Annotated in this window: 14 protein-coding genes; 9 read left to right on the top strand and 5 right to left on the bottom strand. The window is 66.2% G+C overall.

Annotation, left to right across the window (positions count from 1 at the left end):
- Nucleotides 1–84: 84 nt before the first annotated feature.
- On the bottom strand, nucleotides 85–705 hold the full coding sequence (locus tag AC6RA4_RS11320) for a phage tail protein (RefSeq protein ID WP_500160352.1): 621 nt from the start codon (nucleotides 703–705) through the stop codon (nucleotides 85–87).
- Nucleotides 706–971: 266 nt separating this feature from the next.
- On the opposite strand from AC6RA4_RS11320, the gene AC6RA4_RS11315 reads away from it, so the two are divergent.
- A complete protein-coding gene (locus AC6RA4_RS11315; RefSeq protein WP_500160350.1) occupies nucleotides 972–1397 on the top strand; it encodes a hypothetical protein in 426 nt (141 codons plus the stop codon).
- Nucleotides 1398–1437: 40 nt separating this feature from the next.
- Nucleotides 1438–2616: a hypothetical protein gene (locus AC6RA4_RS11310; RefSeq protein WP_500160349.1), complete on the top strand. Its 1179-nt coding sequence runs from the start codon at nucleotides 1438–1440 to the stop codon at nucleotides 2614–2616.
- 18 nt (nucleotides 2617–2634) lie between these two features.
- Here the strand turns inward: AC6RA4_RS11310 and AC6RA4_RS11305 are convergent, their stop codons facing one another.
- Nucleotides 2635–3486 (bottom strand): sulfotransferase family protein, encoded by an 852-nt coding sequence (locus AC6RA4_RS11305; RefSeq protein WP_500160347.1) that lies wholly within the window; start codon nucleotides 3484–3486, stop codon nucleotides 2635–2637.
- Between the two features lie 56 nt (nucleotides 3487–3542).
- Here AC6RA4_RS11305 and AC6RA4_RS11300 point away from each other — a divergent pair, with 56 nt between their 5' ends.
- The 6 genes from AC6RA4_RS11300 to kdsA all read left to right on the top strand — a co-directional run bounded on the left by AC6RA4_RS11300 (nucleotide 3543) and on the right by kdsA (nucleotide 11789).
- On the top strand, nucleotides 3543–4286 hold the full coding sequence (locus AC6RA4_RS11300) for a sulfotransferase family 2 domain-containing protein (protein ID WP_500160345.1): 744 nt from the start codon (nucleotides 3543–3545) through the stop codon (nucleotides 4284–4286).
- A gap of 71 nt (nucleotides 4287–4357) precedes the next feature.
- Nucleotides 4358–5896 carry a sulfotransferase gene (locus tag AC6RA4_RS11295; RefSeq protein WP_500160344.1) on the top strand — a complete coding sequence of 513 codons (1539 nt, stop codon included), beginning with the start codon at nucleotides 4358–4360 and terminating at the stop codon, nucleotides 5894–5896.
- Nucleotides 5897–8980, top strand: coding sequence for an FG-GAP-like repeat-containing protein (locus AC6RA4_RS11290; RefSeq protein WP_500160342.1), 3084 nt, complete (start codon nucleotides 5897–5899; stop codon nucleotides 8978–8980).
- Nucleotides 8981–9232: 252 nt separating this feature from the next.
- The gene (locus AC6RA4_RS11285; RefSeq protein ID WP_500160340.1) at nucleotides 9233–10186 is read left to right on the top strand and encodes a KpsF/GutQ family sugar-phosphate isomerase; all 954 of its coding nucleotides are present in this window, start codon (nucleotides 9233–9235) and stop codon (nucleotides 10184–10186) included.
- Nucleotides 10183–10971: a 3-deoxy-manno-octulosonate cytidylyltransferase gene (locus AC6RA4_RS11280; RefSeq protein WP_500160338.1), complete on the top strand. Its 789-nt coding sequence runs from the start codon at nucleotides 10183–10185 to the stop codon at nucleotides 10969–10971. The genes AC6RA4_RS11285 and AC6RA4_RS11280 overlap by 4 nt, the downstream gene beginning before the upstream one ends.
- Complete coding sequence (gene kdsA / locus AC6RA4_RS11275; RefSeq protein ID WP_335949768.1) at nucleotides 10968–11789, top strand: 3-deoxy-8-phosphooctulonate synthase; 822 nt, start codon at nucleotides 10968–10970, stop codon at nucleotides 11787–11789. The genes AC6RA4_RS11280 and kdsA overlap by 4 nt, the downstream gene beginning before the upstream one ends.
- An 88-nt stretch (nucleotides 11790–11877) precedes the next feature.
- On the opposite strand, the gene AC6RA4_RS11270 is transcribed toward kdsA, so the two are convergent.
- The 3 genes from AC6RA4_RS11270 to AC6RA4_RS11260 all read right to left on the bottom strand — a co-directional run bounded on the left by AC6RA4_RS11270 (nucleotide 11878) and on the right by AC6RA4_RS11260 (nucleotide 14669).
- Nucleotides 11878–13044, bottom strand: coding sequence for a nucleotide sugar dehydrogenase (locus AC6RA4_RS11270; protein WP_335949769.1), 1167 nt, complete (start codon nucleotides 13042–13044; stop codon nucleotides 11878–11880).
- A 178-nt stretch (nucleotides 13045–13222) separates the two neighbouring features.
- On the bottom strand, nucleotides 13223–14236 hold the full coding sequence (locus tag AC6RA4_RS11265) for a hypothetical protein (RefSeq protein ID WP_500160336.1): 1014 nt from the start codon (nucleotides 14234–14236) through the stop codon (nucleotides 13223–13225).
- Between the two features lie 220 nt (nucleotides 14237–14456).
- Nucleotides 14457–14669 (bottom strand): DUF5818 domain-containing protein, encoded by a 213-nt coding sequence (locus tag AC6RA4_RS11260; protein ID WP_500160334.1) that lies wholly within the window; start codon nucleotides 14667–14669, stop codon nucleotides 14457–14459.
- A 322-nt stretch (nucleotides 14670–14991) separates the two neighbouring features.
- Between AC6RA4_RS11260 and AC6RA4_RS11255 the strand changes: the two genes are divergently transcribed.
- Entirely contained in the window at nucleotides 14992–19509 is a 4518-nt protein-coding gene (locus AC6RA4_RS11255) for a S8 family serine peptidase (protein WP_500160333.1), read from the top strand.
- Nucleotides 19510–19943: the final 434 nt, after the last annotated feature.

Below are 19943 nucleotides of genomic sequence, written 5' to 3'. Positions count from 1 at the left end.
CGCGCGGATGACGCCGGAGCAGATCAACGAGGCGCAGGCCCGCGCGACGGCGCGTCGGGCGGGCCCGCCCCGCTAGGGCGGGGCTCAGTTCCGCGACGGATAGGTCCCGTAGAGCACCACGCAGTAGCGGAGCGAGAGATAGGGATCCTCGAGCGGGAAGGCCTGGTCCCCGCCCCCGGAGGTCGCGATCATCTCCGACGACATCACCTTGTCCGCCGGTCCGGTGCTGTAGATCGTTTCAGCGCTTTCATCGTTGGCACGGGATCCCAGGAGCTTGTCCTTGGGGCCGCCGAAATCGCTCGCCCCGCTGCTGGCCACGACATCGTGGCTGTGGCTCGGAATCTGGCTGGTGGTGAGGGTATGCGTCTGTGCCCCGCCGCTCTGGCCCAACGGCCGGTTGGCCAGCCCCGGCCCCTGGCCCTGGCCGATGGGCGAGCGACCGCGCAGATCGGGCAGGCCGAAGGTGGTGCGCCCGTCACCGCCAAAGGTGGTGCCGTAAAGCGAGAACAGGGCGGTGTTTTGCGAAATCGCCAGGAGCTGGCCCGCGGCTTCCGTCGTGTTGCGCGGGCAAAACGTGTAGCCGACCGTCAGGATCTGACCGATGTAGAACTCCTGCGCTTCAGCTTTCTTGGGCGCGCCGAAGACAAGCAGGGCGGACAGGGCAATTGTCCATAGACCAATGATTTTTCTGCCACGATTCAGCATGATGATTCCTCCAAATAAGCATTCTGCAATGACCGCCCGCCAGGGATCTGACCGTACGGCAAGAGGCACTGAAGCATTCCGGAGCCCACATCGCAAGCTCTGGCTATAACGGACCTGTTGAAGCCGGGACGCCTCTCTGCAATCCTGAGGCGCAGCTCGAAATAATTCTTAGTCCTTTCTAATAATTGACTTATACTGCCGCGAAATTGATATAGGCACGGCCCCGGAATAGCGCTCCGGCGCGGTCGAATTGGAGGAGAACCGGTATGTTTCCGCGTTTTGCACGATACCTTCTGGCAGCCGGAGGCGGGCTGTTCCTGCTCGCCGGCGCAGGGTTCGCCGCGGATCCGGTACAGCAGCACAACTCCACCGCGCTCTGGTTCGAGAACTGGGTCGGCCTGCGCAACGCGGTGATGATCGTGCGCGCCCCCGGCGGCCAGCTCACCCGTATCGAGGCGCCGACCGGCACCCCGGTCTACGAGCTCGACCCGTCCGACGCCCCCGACGGCGTCTATCGCTACGAGTTGAGCGCGGCCACCGAGGAGACCCGGGTCATCGTGAACCCGCAGAACAACGGGCGCGGCGAGGCGGCAAGCGAGACCGCCGCGGTGCCCTTCCACAGCACGGGGCAGTTCTTCGTGCAACGCGGGGTGATCATCACCCCGCCCGACGTGACCGAACAGGACGGCTGACAAGGCCGCCGTTCCGTATTCCCGACAGGAGATTTTCCAGATGGCTCATTCGTTTCCCCGCTCCCTCCGCGCAACCCTTCTGGGGGCCGGCGCGCTCTGCATGGCCGGCCACGGGGCCGTCGCCGACCAGGTGATCGCCGACGACCTGATCGTGACCTTCTCCGCCTGTGTCGGGAACGACTGCGCCAACGGCGAATCCTTCGGCTTCGACACGCTGCGGCTGAAGGAAAACAACGTGCGCATCAAGTTCGACGACACCTCCAGCACCGGCTCGTTTCCGTATAACGACTGGCAGCTGACCGCGAACGATTCCGTGAATGGCGGCCTGAACAAGTTCTCGATCGACGACGTCACCAACGCCCGGACGCCCTTCACCATCGAGGCCTCGGCGGAGAACAATGCGATCTATGTCGACGACGGCGGACGTGTGGGCTTCGGGACCAGCACCCCGGTCGTCGATCTGCACGCGGTGTCGGGCAACACCCCGACCCTGCGCCTGGCCCAGGACGGCTCGGACGGCTTCACCCCGCAGATCTGGGACGTGGCGGGCAACGAGGCCAACTTCTTCGTGCGCGACGTGACCAACGGCTCTCGCCTCTCCTTCCGCATCCGCCCCGGGGCGCCGGAAAGCTCGATCGACATCGCCGCGAACGGTGATGTGGGGGTCGGCACCGCCAGCCCGCAGGCCTCGCTGCACGTGCGCCGCACCGACGGCACCGTGGCGGTGCTGATCGAGGACGCCAACGGCACGCAATCCTCGCGCGAACTGCTGAACCTCATCGCCAATGGCCGCCCCGAGATCATTCTGGCGAACAGCGGGACCAATGATGAATGGGCCGTTGGCGGGGGGACGAACCTGATCTTCAAGGCCGGCGCCATCAACAGCACCACGTCTGCGAAAACCAAGCATTTCGAGCTCAACGGCACCACCGGCAACCTGACCATCACCGGCTCGATCACCACCGGCGGGCCGAGCTGCGCGGGCGGCTGCGACGCGGTGTTCGATGCGGATTACGACCTGCCGACGATCTCCGAGCACGCCGAGCAGATGTTCGCCCTGCGCCACCTGCCCAATGTCGGCCCGACCTCGGCGGACCAGCCGATCAACCTGTCGGACAAGGTCGGCCGGGTCCTGAACGAGCTCGAGCACGCCCATCTCTACATCGTCGAGCTGAACGATCGTATCGCCCATCTCGAGGCCAAGCTGGCGGTGGAGTGATCGCGCGACGGACGCCGCCTAGGCGGCGTCCAGAAGCTCCCAGCCCCGGCGCCAGAGCTGCCGGGAGCGCGGGAACCGGTCCGCGCAGACGCTGTAGACCTCGCGGTAGTGACAGGCGACCTCGCGGGCCAGCCCGGGGTCGAGCGCGGCGCTGCCGGAGTGGCCGTTGACGCGCTGTTTCAGGATGTCGGGACGGAGGGGCAGGCCGAGCCAGGCGGCGAGGGCCCGCAATTCCGCCGGCTCCTCTCCGGCCTCGCCGAACAGCGCCTCGTAGAAGCAGACATGCAGGTCCTCCGCGGGAATGCCCTGCTCGAGCCCCCGCAGGCTGCGGTCGTAGCGCGTGCGCATCTCGCAGGGCGGCGTCCGGTAGATCCGGCGCAGCACCTCCTGCGGATCGGGATCGTCGGACAGGTCGACGTTCGGGCTCTTGCGGCGGGCATGGTTCATCCGGGCCATGCTCCAGCAGCGCTGCACCGGATCGCGCATCATGAAGACCACCCGGCAGGCGATGCCCCGGCGCGCGAACCCCGCATGGATCCCGGCCAGCGCCTCGGCGGGCAGGGCGGCATAGCTCGGGGTGATGTCGGCGGTGATCCGGATACCCGGGCGCGCCAGCAGATCCGCGAAATAGTCGAAATAGCGCTCGGGGTCCCGCTGCATCTCCAGGCGCAATTGCTGCGCCGGTCTCCGCGCCGCCCCTGCCGGAGGCGGCGCCCCCTTGCCGAGCCCGGGAACGTAGACATGATCCCAGACATGGTACTCCTTGCACATCCCGGTATCGACATGGTCAAACCTGCCGAGATAGGCATGCAACCAGCTGGTGCCCGCCTTCTGCGCCCCCACACCAAGGATGAAGGTCCTGTCGCTCAAACCCGCCCCGCCTTTCCGTTCCGCCGCTCCGGCCACCGCCTGAAGACCGCCCGCTCATGTCCGACAACACGATGCCCCGTCCGCTGTTCTGGCTGCATGTGAAAAAGAGCGCCGGGAGCACCGTCCGGCGCCTGCTGGGGCCGCATTATGTGCAGGCCGAGCGGCTGCGCAAGCCCGTGAACTTCATCCAGTCCGACCCCGCCGCCTGGAACGACATCCTCAACAATTTCCGCATGCCCCTGGGCGCGTACCAGTTCCGCCGCTGCCTCTTCGCCCGCCGCTATCTCTACCCCGACAGCTGGGAGACGCGGCTGCGCTTCGCCTTTGCCCGCCATCCCGTCGAGCGCGCGGTCAGCGCCTTCTTCTACCTTCGCGTGCCGCGCGGCGGCCAGAGCTCCTTCGTGCAATACGCCCGCAAGCTGCGGCGCCCGGTGCCGGAGGAGGATGGCGGGCTTTTCGACCTGTTCCTCGACCTGGTGGAGGAAGCCCGCGCCTCGGACACGATCTACGCCCCGGTGGACCTGCATTTCACCACCCATACCGCGGCGATGTGGGACGATGTGACCGACGAGGCGGGCACGCTCCTGCTGAGCCATGTCTACCGCGTCGAATCCCTGCATCCCGCCCTGTGCGAGCTGTTCGAACTGGCCGGGCTCGGCGATGCCCCGCCCGAGGCAGCGCCCCGGCTGAATGCCCGCAAGCCGGAGCTGTCCTACCAGCCGAGCCGCGCCCAGCGGGCGCGCATCGAGGCGCTTTACCCGGGGGATTTCGACCTCTACGAGTCCGCGCGCGCGCCCTGATCCCCGATCGCTCTGGCCGCGCCAGGCCTCCCAGGATAGCCTGCCCGGGATCAAAACACCGGACCGACCACGTGACTGCAGCAAGACAATACCCCGTTCTCGACACGCAAGAGCTCTCCCCTTCCCGACCGATCAGCTTCGTCTGCGTCCGCTTCAGCGACGAGTACGACCACAACCTGATGCGCTCCGATTGCGTGCACGATCCGCTCAACCAGCTCGTCACCGTGGACAACCGGCAGAACCTGTTCTTTCCCACCTTGGGGGCCGCGCTGTGCCATGGCATCGGCCAGGCCCGCCACGATCTCGTGGCGCTGATCCACGAGGACGTGCTGCTCGTGCCCGGCTGGCAGGCGCAGCTCGAACGCTCGCTGTCGGACCTCGAGGCAGAGGACCCCGAGTGGGGAATGGTCGGGGCGGTCGGCTGGGCCAGTGGCCGCAACCAGCCGCTGGGCCATTTCTGCGACCCCCATCGCCAGCAACCGGTGAATACCTTCGGAGACCGGCCCTACAGGGAGGTTCAGAGGCTCGACGAGCAATTGCTGATCTTCCGCCGGTCACGCGGGATTCCCCTCGATCCCGATCTCCCCAGCATCCACAATATCGGCCAGGATATCCGGCGCCGCCTGAGCGGCATGACGCGGAAGACCTATATCGTCGATGCCCCGACGGTCCACAAATACGCGGATGCCGGCGGCAACCTCATTCAATCCGCCAGGGACAGTTCCAAGATCCGGGACCGGAAATCCCACACCTACCTCGCGGACAGGGCGGTCTGCGACGAGTACTTTCAGAAGAAGTGGCACCTCGAAGAGCCCGCCGAACCCGCCCCCCGTTCCTCCGAGCAAGAGGAGACCCTCGACCGCCCGCTGATCCTGCTCGGGCGCGGCGGCGGCGGCACGCGGCTGGCCTCGACCCTCGCACAGGATTGCGGCCTGTTTCTCGGCAACAAGGTCAATGGCAGCGGCGATTGCATGGATCTCGTCGGAAGCGTCTATCGCGGGGTCCTGCGGCGCTACAACAGCGAGCACCCCTGGCTGCGGGCGCAGATCGTGCCCGACCTGCGGGACGCCGCCGCCCGCATGCTCGAGCAGGCCGGCTGGCCCGGAGCCTGGGGCTTCAAGCTGCCCGAGACCTCGCTGATCCTGCCGCAGATCCGCGAGGCCTTTCCAAAGGCGCGCTACCTGCATTTCCACCGCGACCCGGCCGGCACCATCCTGCGCCGCACCCATATGACGGCGCGCCTCGACAATCACATCGGCCGCACCGCCCTGAAGGCGGCCTACGATCACTTCGGTCTCGACCGCGCCGCGATCCTGACCGACAGCCCGGTGATGCGCATGGCCGTCACCACGCGCCACCAGGTCGCGCTGGTGAACACCCATCTCGCCGGCCTCGACCGCAATCGCTGGATGAGACTCGGATTCGAGGAGACCGTCGCCGATCCCGAAAACGCACTCGCGCGGTTTTCCTCCTTTTCGGGCCTTGATTTCATTTCCCAGACCATTGTCGAGACGGTAAACCCTTCGAGAAAAGACAAAGCGGAACACGGGTATTCCCGGAACGACGTAAATGCCGCTCTGGAATTCCTCGGGAGGGAGAGTCCTGTCTAAATGAGCGCCTCAAACAGACTTGTCGGCCGGCATTACGAAAAGCACTTCTTCCTGGCACTGATCATCGTCGCGGTCCTCGCCTATCTGTTCTGGACCGGGTCGCGCTATCCGGCGCTGAACGAGAAGGCGATGATGTCGGGCGCCATCCAGCTCGAGGACGCGCTGAGCTTCGAGGCGAAATTCCCCATCACCCCGGACATGAACATCGTCGAGCACATCTTCTGGTCGACGCTGAACTGGATCAACACCAACAAGAAGGGCATGACCTTCGGGGTGCTGTTCGCCGCGGCCTTCCTCACCGCCGCCGGCTACCTGCGCCGGAAAAGCTTCCGCGGCCGGTTCTCGAACTCGGTGCTGGGGCTGGCCATCGGCACCCCGCTCGGGGTCTGCGTGAACTGCGCCGCGCCCATCGCGCGCGGCATGTACAGCAGCGGGCTGCGGGCCGAGACCACGCTCTCGGCGATGATCGCCTCGCCGACCCTGAACGTGGTGGTGCTGACCATGCTGTTCTCGCTGCTGCCGGTCTACATGGCGCTGACCAAGATCGCGCTCAGCCTCGCGGTCATCCTGCTGGCGGTGCCGCTGATCTGCCGGCTGCTGCCGCGCACCGAGATCGCCCCCGAGAAGATGATCCAGACGCCGTGGCGCGCCGACGAGACCGGAGCGGACGATGCCGGCCCCGCGCCGGGGCTGGCGCGAGCGGTCTGGGACGTCGCCAAAAGCTACCTGAAGAACCTGTGGTACATCATCCGCCTGACCGTGCCGATGATGATCCTCGCGGGCTTTCTCGGCACGGTGGTGGCGGTGCTGCTGCCGGGCGACCTGATCATGGGGCTGGGCTTTTCGCTGCTGGTGCTGCTGCTGGTGGCGCTCGTGGGGGTGTTCCTGCCGGTGCCCATCGGCTTCGACGTGGTGATGGCCGGCGCGCTGCTCGCCTCCGGGCTCGAGCAGGGCTACGTCATGGCGCTGCTGTTCACGCTGGGCAGCTTCTCGGTCTATTCCTTCATGATCGTGGCGCAGTCGGTCGGCCTGCGGGCGGCCTGGCTGCTGGGCGGCACCATCGCGCTGCTGGGCGCGCTGGCCGGGCTCGGAGCGCAGAACTGGCACGAGTACCAGACCGACCGGGCGCTGAAGATGCTGACCGGCGAGGCGGCGCAGAGCCGGCCTCTCTGGGGCGCCGCCGAGGCCGCGGGCGCCGATCCGTGGCAGGTCACCAGCCCCGACGCCGCGCGCATCTCGGTGGCGGCCACCCGCTTCGCCGACCGGGCCGCGGGGCAGGGCGGGTTCACCCGCCTCGAGGCCGCCGAGGCCGGCATCGACAAGCCGGTCGAGTTCTCCATGGCCGACATGTGGCCGCCGTTCTGGGAGGGCCGCAGCCTCGCCTCGGGGGATATCGACAATGACGGCGATATCGACCTCGTGGTCGCCTCGACCGAGGCCGGGCTCTATCTCTACGCCAATGACGGCCGCGGCGCCTTCAGCCGCATCGAGGCCGATCTCGGCCCGCTCGCCGGGATGCCGGTCTTCAACGCGGTGCTGGCCGATATCGACAATGACGGCTGGCGAGACCTGGTGATCGCCACCTACCGGCAGGGCAACTATCTCTGGCGCAACGACGGCGGCCGCTTCGCGGGGGCGCCGCAGATCATCGTCAACCGCGCGGACGCGGTGCTGTCGATGGCGCTGAGCCTCGCCGATGCCGACCGCGACGGCGATCTCGACCTCGCGCTCGGCAACTGGGCCTCGGGCTGGTACCGCCGCATCCCCGGCGAGGAGAGCCGCAACCGGGTGATCTGGAACGACGGCGGCGCGCTGACCGGCGAGCTCCACGACGAGCTGCCCGGCATTCCCGGCGAGACGCTCTCGATCCTGTTCTCCGACATCGACCGGGACGGCCATGCCGACCTGCTGGTGGGCAACGATTTCGAGATCCCCGATTACGTCTACATGGGCGACGGCGCCGGCGGCTTCCGCGCCATCACCCATGCCGACGGGGTGATCCCGCACGTGCCCACCACCACCATGGCGATCAAGACCGCCGACCTGATGAACGACGGCAGCGCCGAGATCTACCTGGCGCAGATCGCCGGGCGCTCTTCGGGCGTGTCGCGCAAGCTCAAGATGCAGCCGCTGGGACAGTATTGCGAGGCGATCTCCGGCGCCGAGGCCCGCGCCACCTGCGAGACCAACATGGCGATCAAGCGCTGGTACCGGTCGGGCAACAATTTCGACCCGACCTATGCCGGCAAGTGCCAGGAGCTCAGCGGCCGCTACGCCGCCGAGTGCAAGGCGATGCTGGTCAAGGACCTCGCCATCCAGCGCGGCGATGCCGAACTCTGCGCGCTGATCCCGCAGGGCCAGGAGCGGGCGCGCAGCTTCTGCGAGGTGCATTTCCGCCCCGCCCGCGCCATCACCGCCGAAGAGGCCGATGCCGGGCTGCAGCAGGTGCAGCGCTCGAACGTGCTGCTCGAGCGCGAGGGCGCGCGCTATGTCGACAGCGCCGCCCCCCGCGGGCTCGAGGTCGGCGGCTGGAGCTGGGACACGAAGATTGCCGATTTCGACAATGACGGCTTTCAGGATCTCTACATCGTCAACGGCACCTGGGTGCCCAACGAGGTCAGCCCCTCGAACCTGTTCTTCCACAATGACGGCGCCGGGAGCTTCACCGAGGCCTCGGGGCCGTTCGGGCTCGAGGATTACCTGATGACCGCCGCCGCCACCGCCTTCGACATGGACAATGACGGCGATCTCGACATGCTCACCCACCCGGTGAACGGCCCGCTGGTGCTGTTCCGCAACGAGGCGCAGGGCCAGGCGCTGGCGATCCGGCTGCAGGACCACGCCGGCAACCGCGACGGCATCGGTGCGCTGATCACCCTGCGCGACGATGCCGGGCGGCAGCAGAGCCGCGAGCTGCAGCTCGGCGGGGGGTTCATGTCCTTCGACGCGCCGGTGGCGCATTTCGGGCTGGGCGAGAGCCGCTTTGCCGAGGAGGCGCGGATCCGCTGGGCCGATGGCGGCGAGACGGTGATCGCGGGCCCGCTCGAGGCCGGCGCCACCTACACGGTGACCCGCGACCGGTGATCCCCGCCGGCCCGGGCGGCCGGGCCGCCCCCCGTGCCGCCACGGAACTGCAAAGGCGCCGGAAGAGACCCGCCGCCGCCCCGCGCTTGCAAACCCGTCGGGATGCGGACCATAAGAGCCCGAACGGTTCACGGAGGCGCCCGAGATGACCATTGCGAGCATCGCTGCCGGCAGCAGACCGGCCTGCGCGGCAGAGCGCGGCACAGGCCTGCCCGCGCCCGGCCCCCGGGCGCGATGACCGGGGCCGGCGGCATGACCCAGACCCCGTCCGACATCGCCCGGCAGGTGCTCGCCACGGAAAGCGCGGCCCTGACCCAGCTCAGCGCCGAGCTCTCGGAGGATTTCGACCGCGTCGTGGCGCTGCTGCTCGAGGTGCGCGGCCGGGTCATCGTCTCGGGCATGGGCAAGTCGGGCCACGTGGCAGCCAAGATCGCCGCGACGCTCGCCTCCACCGGCACCCCGGCGCAGTTCGTCCATCCCGGCGAGGCCAGCCACGGCGATCTCGGCATGATCACCTCCGCCGACGCGGTGATCCTGATCTCGAATTCCGGAGAGACCAAGGAACTGGCCGACATGATCGGCTACTGCGCCCGCTTCGCGATCCCGATGATCGCCATGACCAAGCGGCCGCAGAGCACCCTGGCCCAGGCCGCGGGCCATCTGCTGCGGCTGCCCGACGCCCCCGAGGCCTGCGCCATCGGCATGGCGCCCACCACCTCGACCACGGTGACCATGGCGCTCGGCGACGCGCTCGCGGTGGCGCTGATGCAGCTGCGCGGCTTCGACAGGGAGCATTACGCGCATTTCCACCCCGGCGGCTCGCTCGGGGCGCAGCTGCTGCGGGTCTCGGCGGTGATGCACAAGGGCGCGGAGCTGCCGGTGGTCCAGGCCGACACGCCGATGGGCGAGACGCTCGTGATCATGTCGCAGAAGGGCTTCGGCGTCGCCGCGCTGGTCGAGGACGGCAAGCTCGAAGGCGTCATCACCGACGGCGACCTGCGCCGCAATCTCGAGGGTCTGATGGACCGCAAAGCCGGCGATGTCGCCACCCGCAACCCGCGCGCCATCGCCCCCGACGCGCTTTTGACCGAGGCCCTTGGCATGATGAACGCCCGCAAGATCTCTGCCCTATTCGCCGTCGAGGAGGACCGCACGCTGGTCGGGCTCATCCACATCCATGACGCGCTGCGCGCAGGTGTCGCATGAGCGCCGTCATCTTCATCCCCGCCCGCTACGCCTCGACCCGATACCCCGGAAAGCCGCTGGTCGAGCTGACCGGCGCCACCGGCGAGAAAAAGACCCTGATCCGCCGCACCTGGGATTGTGCGCAGAGCGTGAAGGGCGCCGATGCCGTCTATGTCCTGACCGATGACGACCGCATCGCCGAGGCCGCGCGCGGCTTCGGCGCCGACGTTCTGATGACCTCGAGCGCGGCGCGCAACGGCACCGAGCGCTGCGCCGAGGCGGTGGCGCAGCTCAACACCGAGCCCGACGCGATCATCAACCTGCAGGGCGATGCGCCGCTGACCCCGCCATGGTTCGTCGAGGCGCTGATCGAACGGATGCAAGACCCGGCGATCGAGATGGCCACCCCGGTGCTGAAAACCGACCGCGAGACGCTGGTGCATTTCGTCACCGACCGCCAGCATGGCCGCGTCGGCGGCACCACCGCGGTGATGCGCGGCGACGGCACCGCGCTCTACTTCTCCAAGGAAGTGCTGCCCTACGTCGGCAACCTCGAGAGCCCGCCCGAGGTCTGGCACCATGTCGGCGTCTACGGCTACCGCCCCGCCGCGCTGCGCCGCTACGCAAGCTGGCCCGAAGGGCCTCTGGAAAAGGCCGAGGGGCTCGAACAGCTGCGCTTTCTCGAGAACGGCGTGCCGGTGACCTGCGTCGAGGTCGACGCCCGTGGCCGGGTGTTCTGGGAGCTCAACAACCCCGTCGACGTCGCCCGCATCGAGGGCGTCCTGAAGAAGGAAGGCATCGCATGACCACCGTCCCCATCGGCGAGATTTCCGTCTCGAACACGGCGCCTTTCGCGCTGATCGCCGGGCCTTGCCAGCTCGAGAGCCTCGATCACGCGCGGATGCTGGCCGAGCGGATCGCCTCTGCCGCCGAGGCCGCGCGCACGCCGTGGATCTTCAAGGGCAGCTTCGACAAGGCCAACCGCTCGTCGCTGTCCGGCAAGCGCGGCATCGGCATGGAGGCGGGGCTCTCGATCCTGTCGACCATCGGCCGCGAGTTCGGCGTGCCGGTGCTGACCGACGTGCACGGCCCCGAGCAATGCGCCCCCGTGGCCGAGGCGGTCGACGTGCTGCAGATCCCGGCCTTTCTCTCGCGCCAGACCGACCTGCTGCTCGCCGCCGGAGAGACCGGGGCGGCGATCAACGTCAAGAAGGGCCAGTTCCTCGCACCCTGGGACATGGCCAACGTCGCCGACAAGATCGCCTCGACCGGCAATCAGCGCATCATGCTCTGCGAGCGTGGCGCGAGCTTTGGCTACAACATGCTGGTCTCCGACATGCGCTCGCTGCCGATCATGGCCGAGACCGGCTACCCGGTGGTGTTCGACGCCACCCATTCGGTGCAGCTTCCCGGCGGCCAGGGCGCGAGCTCGGGCGGCCAGCGCCAGTTCGTCGAGCCGCTGGCCCGCGCGGCGCTGGCGGTGGGCTGCGGCGCGGTCTTCATCGAGACCCACGAAGACCCCGACAACGCCCCCTCGGACGGGCCCAACATGGTGCCGATCTCGGATCTCGGGCGGCTGCTGAAGGGTCTGCGCGCCATCGACGACCTGACCAAGGCGGGCTGATCCGGGGCACGCGCGCAGCGTCGTTGCATCAGGCGCCACCGGTGAGACCCGGAGGCGCCCGGCGTTTCCCTCCGAGCGAATGCCCGGCTCAGTCGGCGCCGAACAGATCGCGGGTGAAGACCTTCTCGGCCACGTCGCCGATCTCGTCGGTGAGGCGGTTGGCGACGATGAGATCGGCCTCGGCCTTGAAGGCGTCGAGATCGTTGACCACCCGGCTGCGGAAGAAGTCGGGCTCGTCGAGCACCGGCTCGTAGACGATGACCTCGACGCCCTTGGCCTTGAGCCGCTTCATGATGCCCTGGATCGAGCTCTGGCGGAAATTGTCCGAGCCCGCCTTCATCACCAGCCGGTAGATGCCCACCACCTTCGGGCCGCGCATCAGGATCTGGTCGGAGAGGAAATCCTTGCGGGTGCGGTTGGCGTCGACGATGGCGCGGATCAGGTTCTGCGGCACGTGGCTGTAATTGGCCAGCAGCTGCTTGGTGTCCTTGGGCAGGCAGTAGCCGCCATAGCCGAAGGAGGGGTTGTTGTAATGGCCGCCGATGCGCGGATCGAGGCTGATGCCCTCGATGATCTGGCGGCTGTCCATGCCGCCTGCCAGCGCGTAGCTGTCGAGCTCGTTGAAGAACGCCACCCGCATGGCGAGATAGGTGTTGGCGAAGAGCTTGATCGCCTCGGCCTCGTTGAGGTCGGTGAACAGCACCTCGACATCCGTCTCGACCGCGCCTTCCAGCAGCAGGTCGGCAAAGATGCGCGCCCGCTCCGAGCGCTCGCCAACGATGATCCGCGAGGGGTGCAGATTGTCGTAGAGCGCCCGGCCCTCGCGCAGGAACTCGGGGCTGAAGATCACCTGGTCGGTTTCCATCTCGCGCCGGATGTGGCGCACATAGCCCACCGGGATGGTCGACTTGATGACGATGGTGGCGCGCGGGTTCACCGCGATCACCTGCGCGATCACCGCCTCGACGCTGGACGTGTCGAAATAGTTGGTCTTGGGATCGTAGTTGGTCGGGGTCGCGACGATGACGTAATCGGCATCGACATAGGCCTGTTCCGGGCTGGTGGTGGCGGTCAGGTCGAGGGGGCGGTTGGCGAGGAACTCCTCGATCTCGGCATCGACGATCGGGCTCTTGCGGTCATTGACCAGCGCCACCCGCTCCTCGGAGACGTCGAGCGCCGTGACCGGGTGGTTCTGCGCCAGCAGAACCGCGTTCGAAAGGCCGACATAGCCCAGGCCTGCGACTGCGATCTTCATGTCAAAATCCCTTTAGGAAACAGGTATCTTCGGTATCGGCGGCCAGTCCGCGAGCCTGTCGTGCCGGCGGAAAAGCCCTGTTGCGAACCGGTTTAACCGCAAGACCCGCGGGCCACAATCATGCCCGATCCCCGCGGCCCGATGCCCGCGCAGGCAGGCAACGGCCCCCGTGCCGGCGCTATTGCCCCTCGCCGGTCTGCGGGCCTTCGAATGACAGGCTGACATTGTCGAAATACACCGCCTGAAACGCCCGGAAGCGGGACCGGTAGACACCGATGTCGACCACGCTGCCGGGGTTGCACGCGCGCCCGGACGCGCTCTTCCGGATCCCCCAGTTGCCCTTGAATTCGCAGACCGGCTCGCCGTTCATGCGCAGCGTCACCTGCCCGAATTCGTTGCCGTCAGCGTCTGTTCCCGCCCCCGGCTGCGCCTCCAGGGCGATCTGGTACCACCTGTCGCGCTCGACCCGGATCGACGGGCACATGTCGAGAACCTCGAAATTGGTGATCGTCACGTGGCGCGGCGACGGGGCCGGCACCTCGTAGCCGGGCCGCTTGTCCCTCAACCCGATCAGGCTCACCTCCAGAGGCTGATCCAGCGCGCTCGACCCTTCGGCTTCGGCGTTCTGACGCACCATCTGCAGCGACAGCGCCGGGCCGCAGCTCGGCTGGTAGATCTGCATGTGCATGGTCCAGCGCTTCGGCTTTTCGTAGAAACGGTCGAACTTCATGTCGAACGACAGGTTCAGCGTGTCGGAACGCCCCTCCGCGGTCAGGAAGACCTGCTCCTCGTCGAGCCGGTTGAGCCGCATGAAGGCCTTGTCCTGCACGTTGGCCTCGACGGTATCGTCATTGCCCAGCAGAGCGATCCGCAGGCTGTTGTCTCTCTGACAGTGGTTTCCCTCGCCCGTCTTGCGGCAGGCGCTCTGGATGCCAAACTGGTATTGCGTCCCCGGGGCGACGGTGAAGCCGTGGTCGTACACATCGTCTTCCTTCACGTCGTAGAACGGCCGCCCGGTCGCAACGAAGGCCGGCCCCTTCTCCTCGGCGGACGGGATCAGAGGCTCGTCCTTTTCCTGGACCCTGTTGATGAAGAAGGTGCTCTTTTCGTCGAACGTCAGCGCGATCGGTTCAGCCTGAGCGCCCCCGAGGCCGGTGAGCGCTGCGATGATGAAGACGGCAATGTTTCTCATGATTTTCCCTGTCGGCGCGACTCCCGTGAGTTGAAAGGGTAGGGCCGCCGGCCGGTGTCCTCCATCATATTTTCACCGAAGGCCTCGTCCGGTGGTTTCCAGCCGAGGCAGTTTCCTAGAGGATCATTCAGGCGGGGTACTCCGCGCCTTCACGACCCGCGCGGGGCACGCCGCGAGCGAGCTCTCGCATGGCAAGGAATACCGCCATTCCTGCGGGGGGTCATTGCGCCGCCTCGACCTTCGTCACCAGAAGCACTTCCTGCTGGCAGGACATCGACCCGCCATAGCCGGACCCGGTCACGGTGACGCGGTCTCCGGTCTCGAAGGCCGCGCCGGGGACGTGGGACAAGGCGATGACCTTGCCGTCGTCGGTTTGCAATCCGGGGCAGCCGACACCGGGCACCAGCGTTCCGGTCAGCATCACGGCGCACATGGAGAGCACCGCAAGGCAGCCGGTTGCAGGGGGGCGGGCTCTGGACGGTGAGCTCTTGTTCCAAGACGGATCATCATGACGGTCCATGCGGCTTCTCCCAAAGAGACTTCTCCCGCCGCCGGCGCGGCGCCAATCCGGGCACGCGGTCTGCGGAGGCGTCAGCTCTTCTCCTGCAACCTAAGACTTGCCCGCTGCCGAGAAAATACCCTAAGTTGCGCGTTAATAATTTCTTAATTCTCATCTGCCCAGACCCATACCCGCGCTTTTTCGCACAAACGGCTTGAGGCTTCCAGTAGGCGTTATTTCAAACGAGGCCCTTGATATGACAAAAGATTTCTTTGACCTTGAGGCGGTTTTTGACCTGAATGTCTTCGACGCCGAAGGCCCCGACGATTCGAGCGCGACGCCCCTGGCAGAGGCGGCCTCCCAAGATCGGGACAGCGCGTCCGGCGCGGTCGATTCTGGCAGCGATGCCCCTGCGGAGGCGCTCGGCGCCGCACAGGAGACCGCGGCCCAAGCCCCTGAGGAGGACACCGGAACGGGGCCGATCGTGGACACCGGAGAGGAGGCGGCCGATGCCTCTGCAGCCCCCTCGGCCGCCAGCCAGAGCCGCGTCCGTTCCGAGCCGGCCCAGAGCCCGGTACCGGCCCCCCAGCAAACCACCACCCCGATCGCGCAGCTCTATGGCAGCACGTCGCACGATGCGCTGATCTCGGGCACGAACGACCCGGCGGCCACCGGAAGCCGCCCCGAAACCGAGCTCCCGGAATTCGAATATGGCAACGAGATCTTCTCGGTGAACATGGCGCTGCCCACCGATGACCTGTTCTCGCAGCAATGGCACCTGCAGAACAACACCGCCGGGCTGCTCGACCTGAACGTGACCGAGGTCTGGGACGGCGAGGGCCAGACCTATACCGGCGCCGGCGTGGATGTCGCGATCATCGACGATGCGGTCGAGCGCGACCATTCCGATCTGAATGACAACATCAGCACGCTGAAGGATTGGGATTTCGCTGACAACGTTACCGATCCCACTGGCGTGGACGGCAACAACCACGGCACCGCCGTGGCGGGCATCATCGCCTCCGAGAACAACGGGACCGGCACCGTGGGGGTGTCCTACGATGCCACGATCTTCGGCTTCCGGGTGAAATCCAGCGGCACGCTGCCGACGCTTTACGACGAATTCCTGACCCAGCTGCGCGACGCGGTGCAGAACGCCAGCGGCGAGGCGGCGGTCGCGGGGGTCGACCGGACCGCCGATGTGGTCAACATGTCGAACGGCACCCAGATCAACACCAATTACTACAGCCGGGACGTGCCGACGCAGTCGCTGCCCGACGAGGTGGTTTCCGCCTTCGAATACGGCGCCGAAAACGGCCGCTCGGGGCTTGGCACGATCTTCGTGAAATCCGCCGGCAACGGCCGCGGTTCGGACCACGACGCCAACGGCTCGGAATGGAACGCCACGCGCTATTCGATCTCGGTCGCCGCGGTCGATCAGGACGGCTCCGTGACCGCCTATTCGACCGAGGGCGCCAACCTCTTCGTCTCCGGCTTCGGCTCGCCGGTGCCGGGCACCGTGGTGACCACCGACCGGCAGGGCGCCGCAGGTTACAACGGCGGCACCAACCCCGATTACATGTTCCAGTTCAACGGCACCTCGGCGGCGGCGCCGATGGTCAGCGGGGTGGTCGCGCTGATGCTCGAGGCCAACCCGGATCTGGGCTGGCGCGACGTGCAGGACATCCTCGCCTATTCTTCCCGCCACGTGGGCTCGGAGGTCGGGGCCGGCGTGACCGGATCCGAGGAGAACGCCTGGTTCTTCAACGGCGCCGGCGGCTGGAACGGTGGCGGGCTGCATTTCTCCAAGGATTACGGCTTTGGCCTGGTCGATGCCCATGCCGCGGTGCGGCTGGCGGAAACCTGGAACGGCACCGCGCAGACCAGCGCCAACGACGCGCATTTCAACATCGATCTGATCGACTCGACGGTCACTCTGGCGGGCAACTCGGCCAGCTACAACTTCACGCCCACCGCCATGCTCGCCGAGACGATCGAGGTGCAGATCACCTCGTCGCACACCTGGATCGGCGACATGAACATCGTCCTGACCTCGCCGTCGGGCACCTCGATCAACCTGATCAAGGACAATTACGGCGGCGGCGCCGACATGACCAACGACACCTACACCTGGTCGACGAACGCGTTCTGGGGTGAGGAGACCAGCGGCACCTGGACGGTCACGCTGACCGACGATGTCGCCGCCGACACCTGGACGATCACCGACATGCAGATCAATGTCTGGGGCGACAGCAGCGCCAATGACACGGTGAACGCCGACGACCGCATTATCATCACCGAAGAATTTTCCGATTACGCCGGCGTCTCGGGCCATTCCACGGCCCTCGCCCCGGTCGGCAGCAACCGGGGCACGCTCAACACCGCGGCGGTGACCTCGGGCTCGCTCATCGACATGCTGGCCGGGACCGGCACCATCGACGGGGTGGACGTCACGCTCACGGATTTTGCCGAAATTCATGGTGGCGACGGCGACGACACCATCACCGGCAATAACATCACCGATCTGATCAGCGGCATGCGCGGCAATGACGAACTGACCGGCGGCAGTGGCAACGAGACGGTGCTGGGCGGCGCCGGCGACGACCTGCTGATCGACCTGAACAACAATACCGGCGACGTGTTCGACGGCGGCGACGGCATCGACACCTTCCGCTCCGATCTCACCTGGATCGATTCCGTCATCTTCCACATGATCGACGAGCGGATCTATGTGACGGCTGGGGGCACTCAGCGCGCGGCCTTCCGCGATGTCGAGAACCTGATCATCGGCGGCGCCGCCGATGTGGTCGGCGACGACGAGGACAACGACATCTTCATCACCGATACCGCGGCGGGCTATGGCGCCAACCTCCATTCCAACACCATCAACGCCGCCGGCGGCAACGATACCGTCAATACCGGTCTTGGAGACGACACGGTCGAGGGCGGCTCGGGAACGGACCGGGCGGTCTACAGAAGCGCGCAGTCGCAATACGCGTTTTCGGTCCGGCCCGACGGGACCGTCTATGTCGAGGATCTGAACGCGGCCGACGGGGACGAGGGGACGGACCAGCTCACCGGGATCGAAGAGGTCGAGTTCACCGACGGCGTGATCGACGCGGCCACGATTGCGAGCCTGGCCTTCGCCGAAGCGGGCACCACCGCTCTCACACATGCGGCAACCACGCTCACACTGCAGCGCAGCTACACCAACCCGGTCGTCGTGGCTTACGTTGCGACAGAGAATGGCGTCGACCCGGTCAATGTGCGTGTCAGTGAGGTCAATGGAAACCAGCTGACCATGTCCCTGCAGGAGCCCAACTATCTCAACGGCATTCACACCAGCGAAACGGTGAATTACCTCGTCGTCGAAGCCGGAAGCTGGATCTTGCCGGACGGAAGCCTGCTCGAGGCGGGAACCCTCGACAGCGCCCTGTTGTCCTCCGCCGGCTTCGAAACCGTGAGCTTCGACGCGGAATTCGACACCGCCCCGGTGATTATGAGCCAGGTGCAGACGACAAACGGACCGGATTTCATCCTCACGCGTCAGAATGCGGCGACCGCAGACGGTTTCGAGATCACCATGCAGGAGGAGGAGGCCGGAAATGGCGGCAGCCACAGGAGCGAAAGCCTTGGCTGGATCGCCATCGAGGGAGAGACCGCCGATCTGGCAGGCTTTGCTTGGGCGTCCGGGCAGGGCAGCGGTGTCGACGAGTCGGCCCAGACCGTCGCACTCGGGTCGAGCCTGCCGGGTGATGCTCAGGTCGTCTCGACACTGTCCAGTTTCGCCGGGAGCGATCCGGCGTGGGCACGAGGGACCACCAGCTCCACGAGCAGTTTCGATGTCTCTGCCGAAGAAGAGGCGAGCCACGACGCCGAGACGGGGCACGTGAACGAGACTGTGGATTTCTTCGTGTTCGCTCAGAGCGCGACGTTGCCTGCCGTACAGCAGCAGGCAATTCTCGAGACGGGGGTGGTTTCCCTGTCCAGTGCAGAAACAACAATCACGCTCGGGAACAGCTTCGATAACCCGGTCGTCGTGGCTTACGTTGCGACCGCAAACGGAGCCGACCCGGTCAATGTGCGCGTAAGCGCGGTCAGCGGCAACCAGCTGACCATGTCCCTGCAGGAGCCCAACTATCTCAACGGCATTCACACCAGCGAAACGGTGAATTACCTCGTCGTCGAAGCCGGAAGCTGGATCTTGCCGGACGGAAGCCTGCTCGAGGCGGGAACCCTCGACAGCGCCCTGTTGTCCTCCGCCGGCTTCGAAACCGTGAGCTTCGACGCGGAATTCGACACCGCCCCGGTGATTATGAGCCAGGTGCAGACGACAAACGGACCGGATTTCATCCTCACGCGTCAGAATGCGGCGACCGCAGACGGTTTCGAGATCACCATGCAGGAGGAGGAGGCCGGAAATGGCGGCAGCCACAGGAGCGAAAGCCTTGGCTGGATCGCCATCGAGGGAGGAAGCGGCACAATCGGTGATTTTACCTGGGAAGCTGGCAAAGCGTCTGGCATCGACGAAAAGACCGATAGCATCGGAACAGGTATTACGCCGGCGGGCGTTGTCGCTGGAATAGACAGCTATTTCGGTGTCGATCCTGTCTGGGCGAGAGGCTCAGGTCTGTCTGGAAACGGCTTCGACGTCTTCGCACAAGAGGACGCCAGCCTTGATGCAGAGGTAAATCACGTGGATGAAGACATCTCCTATTTCGCTTTCGACGAAGCTGCCGTCGTGCAGGGCTACGACGCAAACCTGTTTGTGTAATCGGAATGGCTTACGTCATTCTCTAAGATCCGAACTGTGACGTAAGCTGTGATTTCCGATCTGCGGAATTTCAACGCGTGAACAGCCGGCGCGTACGGTGACGTTCTGCGGCCAGCTTAACGGAGGGCAATTCGAGCCTGAGCCACCCTGATATTATCAACATAACTCTTATTAAGAGCCAAAGGGATGTGGCTGGGTGCGCGCTACCCTCAAGTGCGACTCCCATTAGAAAACAGATGGTTATCTAATGGAGAGAGCCTGCCATGGGAGCGGTATACACGCAACTGAGCGTCAAGGAACCTGTCCAGGAGATAGCGACACCTTTCGAACACGCCACACGGCGCGCCGTCCGCTGGTTTACGAGACCGCCTCGCGCAGGGCGGTGAGGCCGGTCTGCATCAGCGCCTCGGCGCCGGCCCGGTCGCTGGCCTCGA

The organism is Salipiger sp., assembly GCF_059781815.1.
The sequence above is the reverse complement of the archived record's forward strand: the minus strand, read 5'-3'. Positions and strand labels throughout refer to the sequence as shown.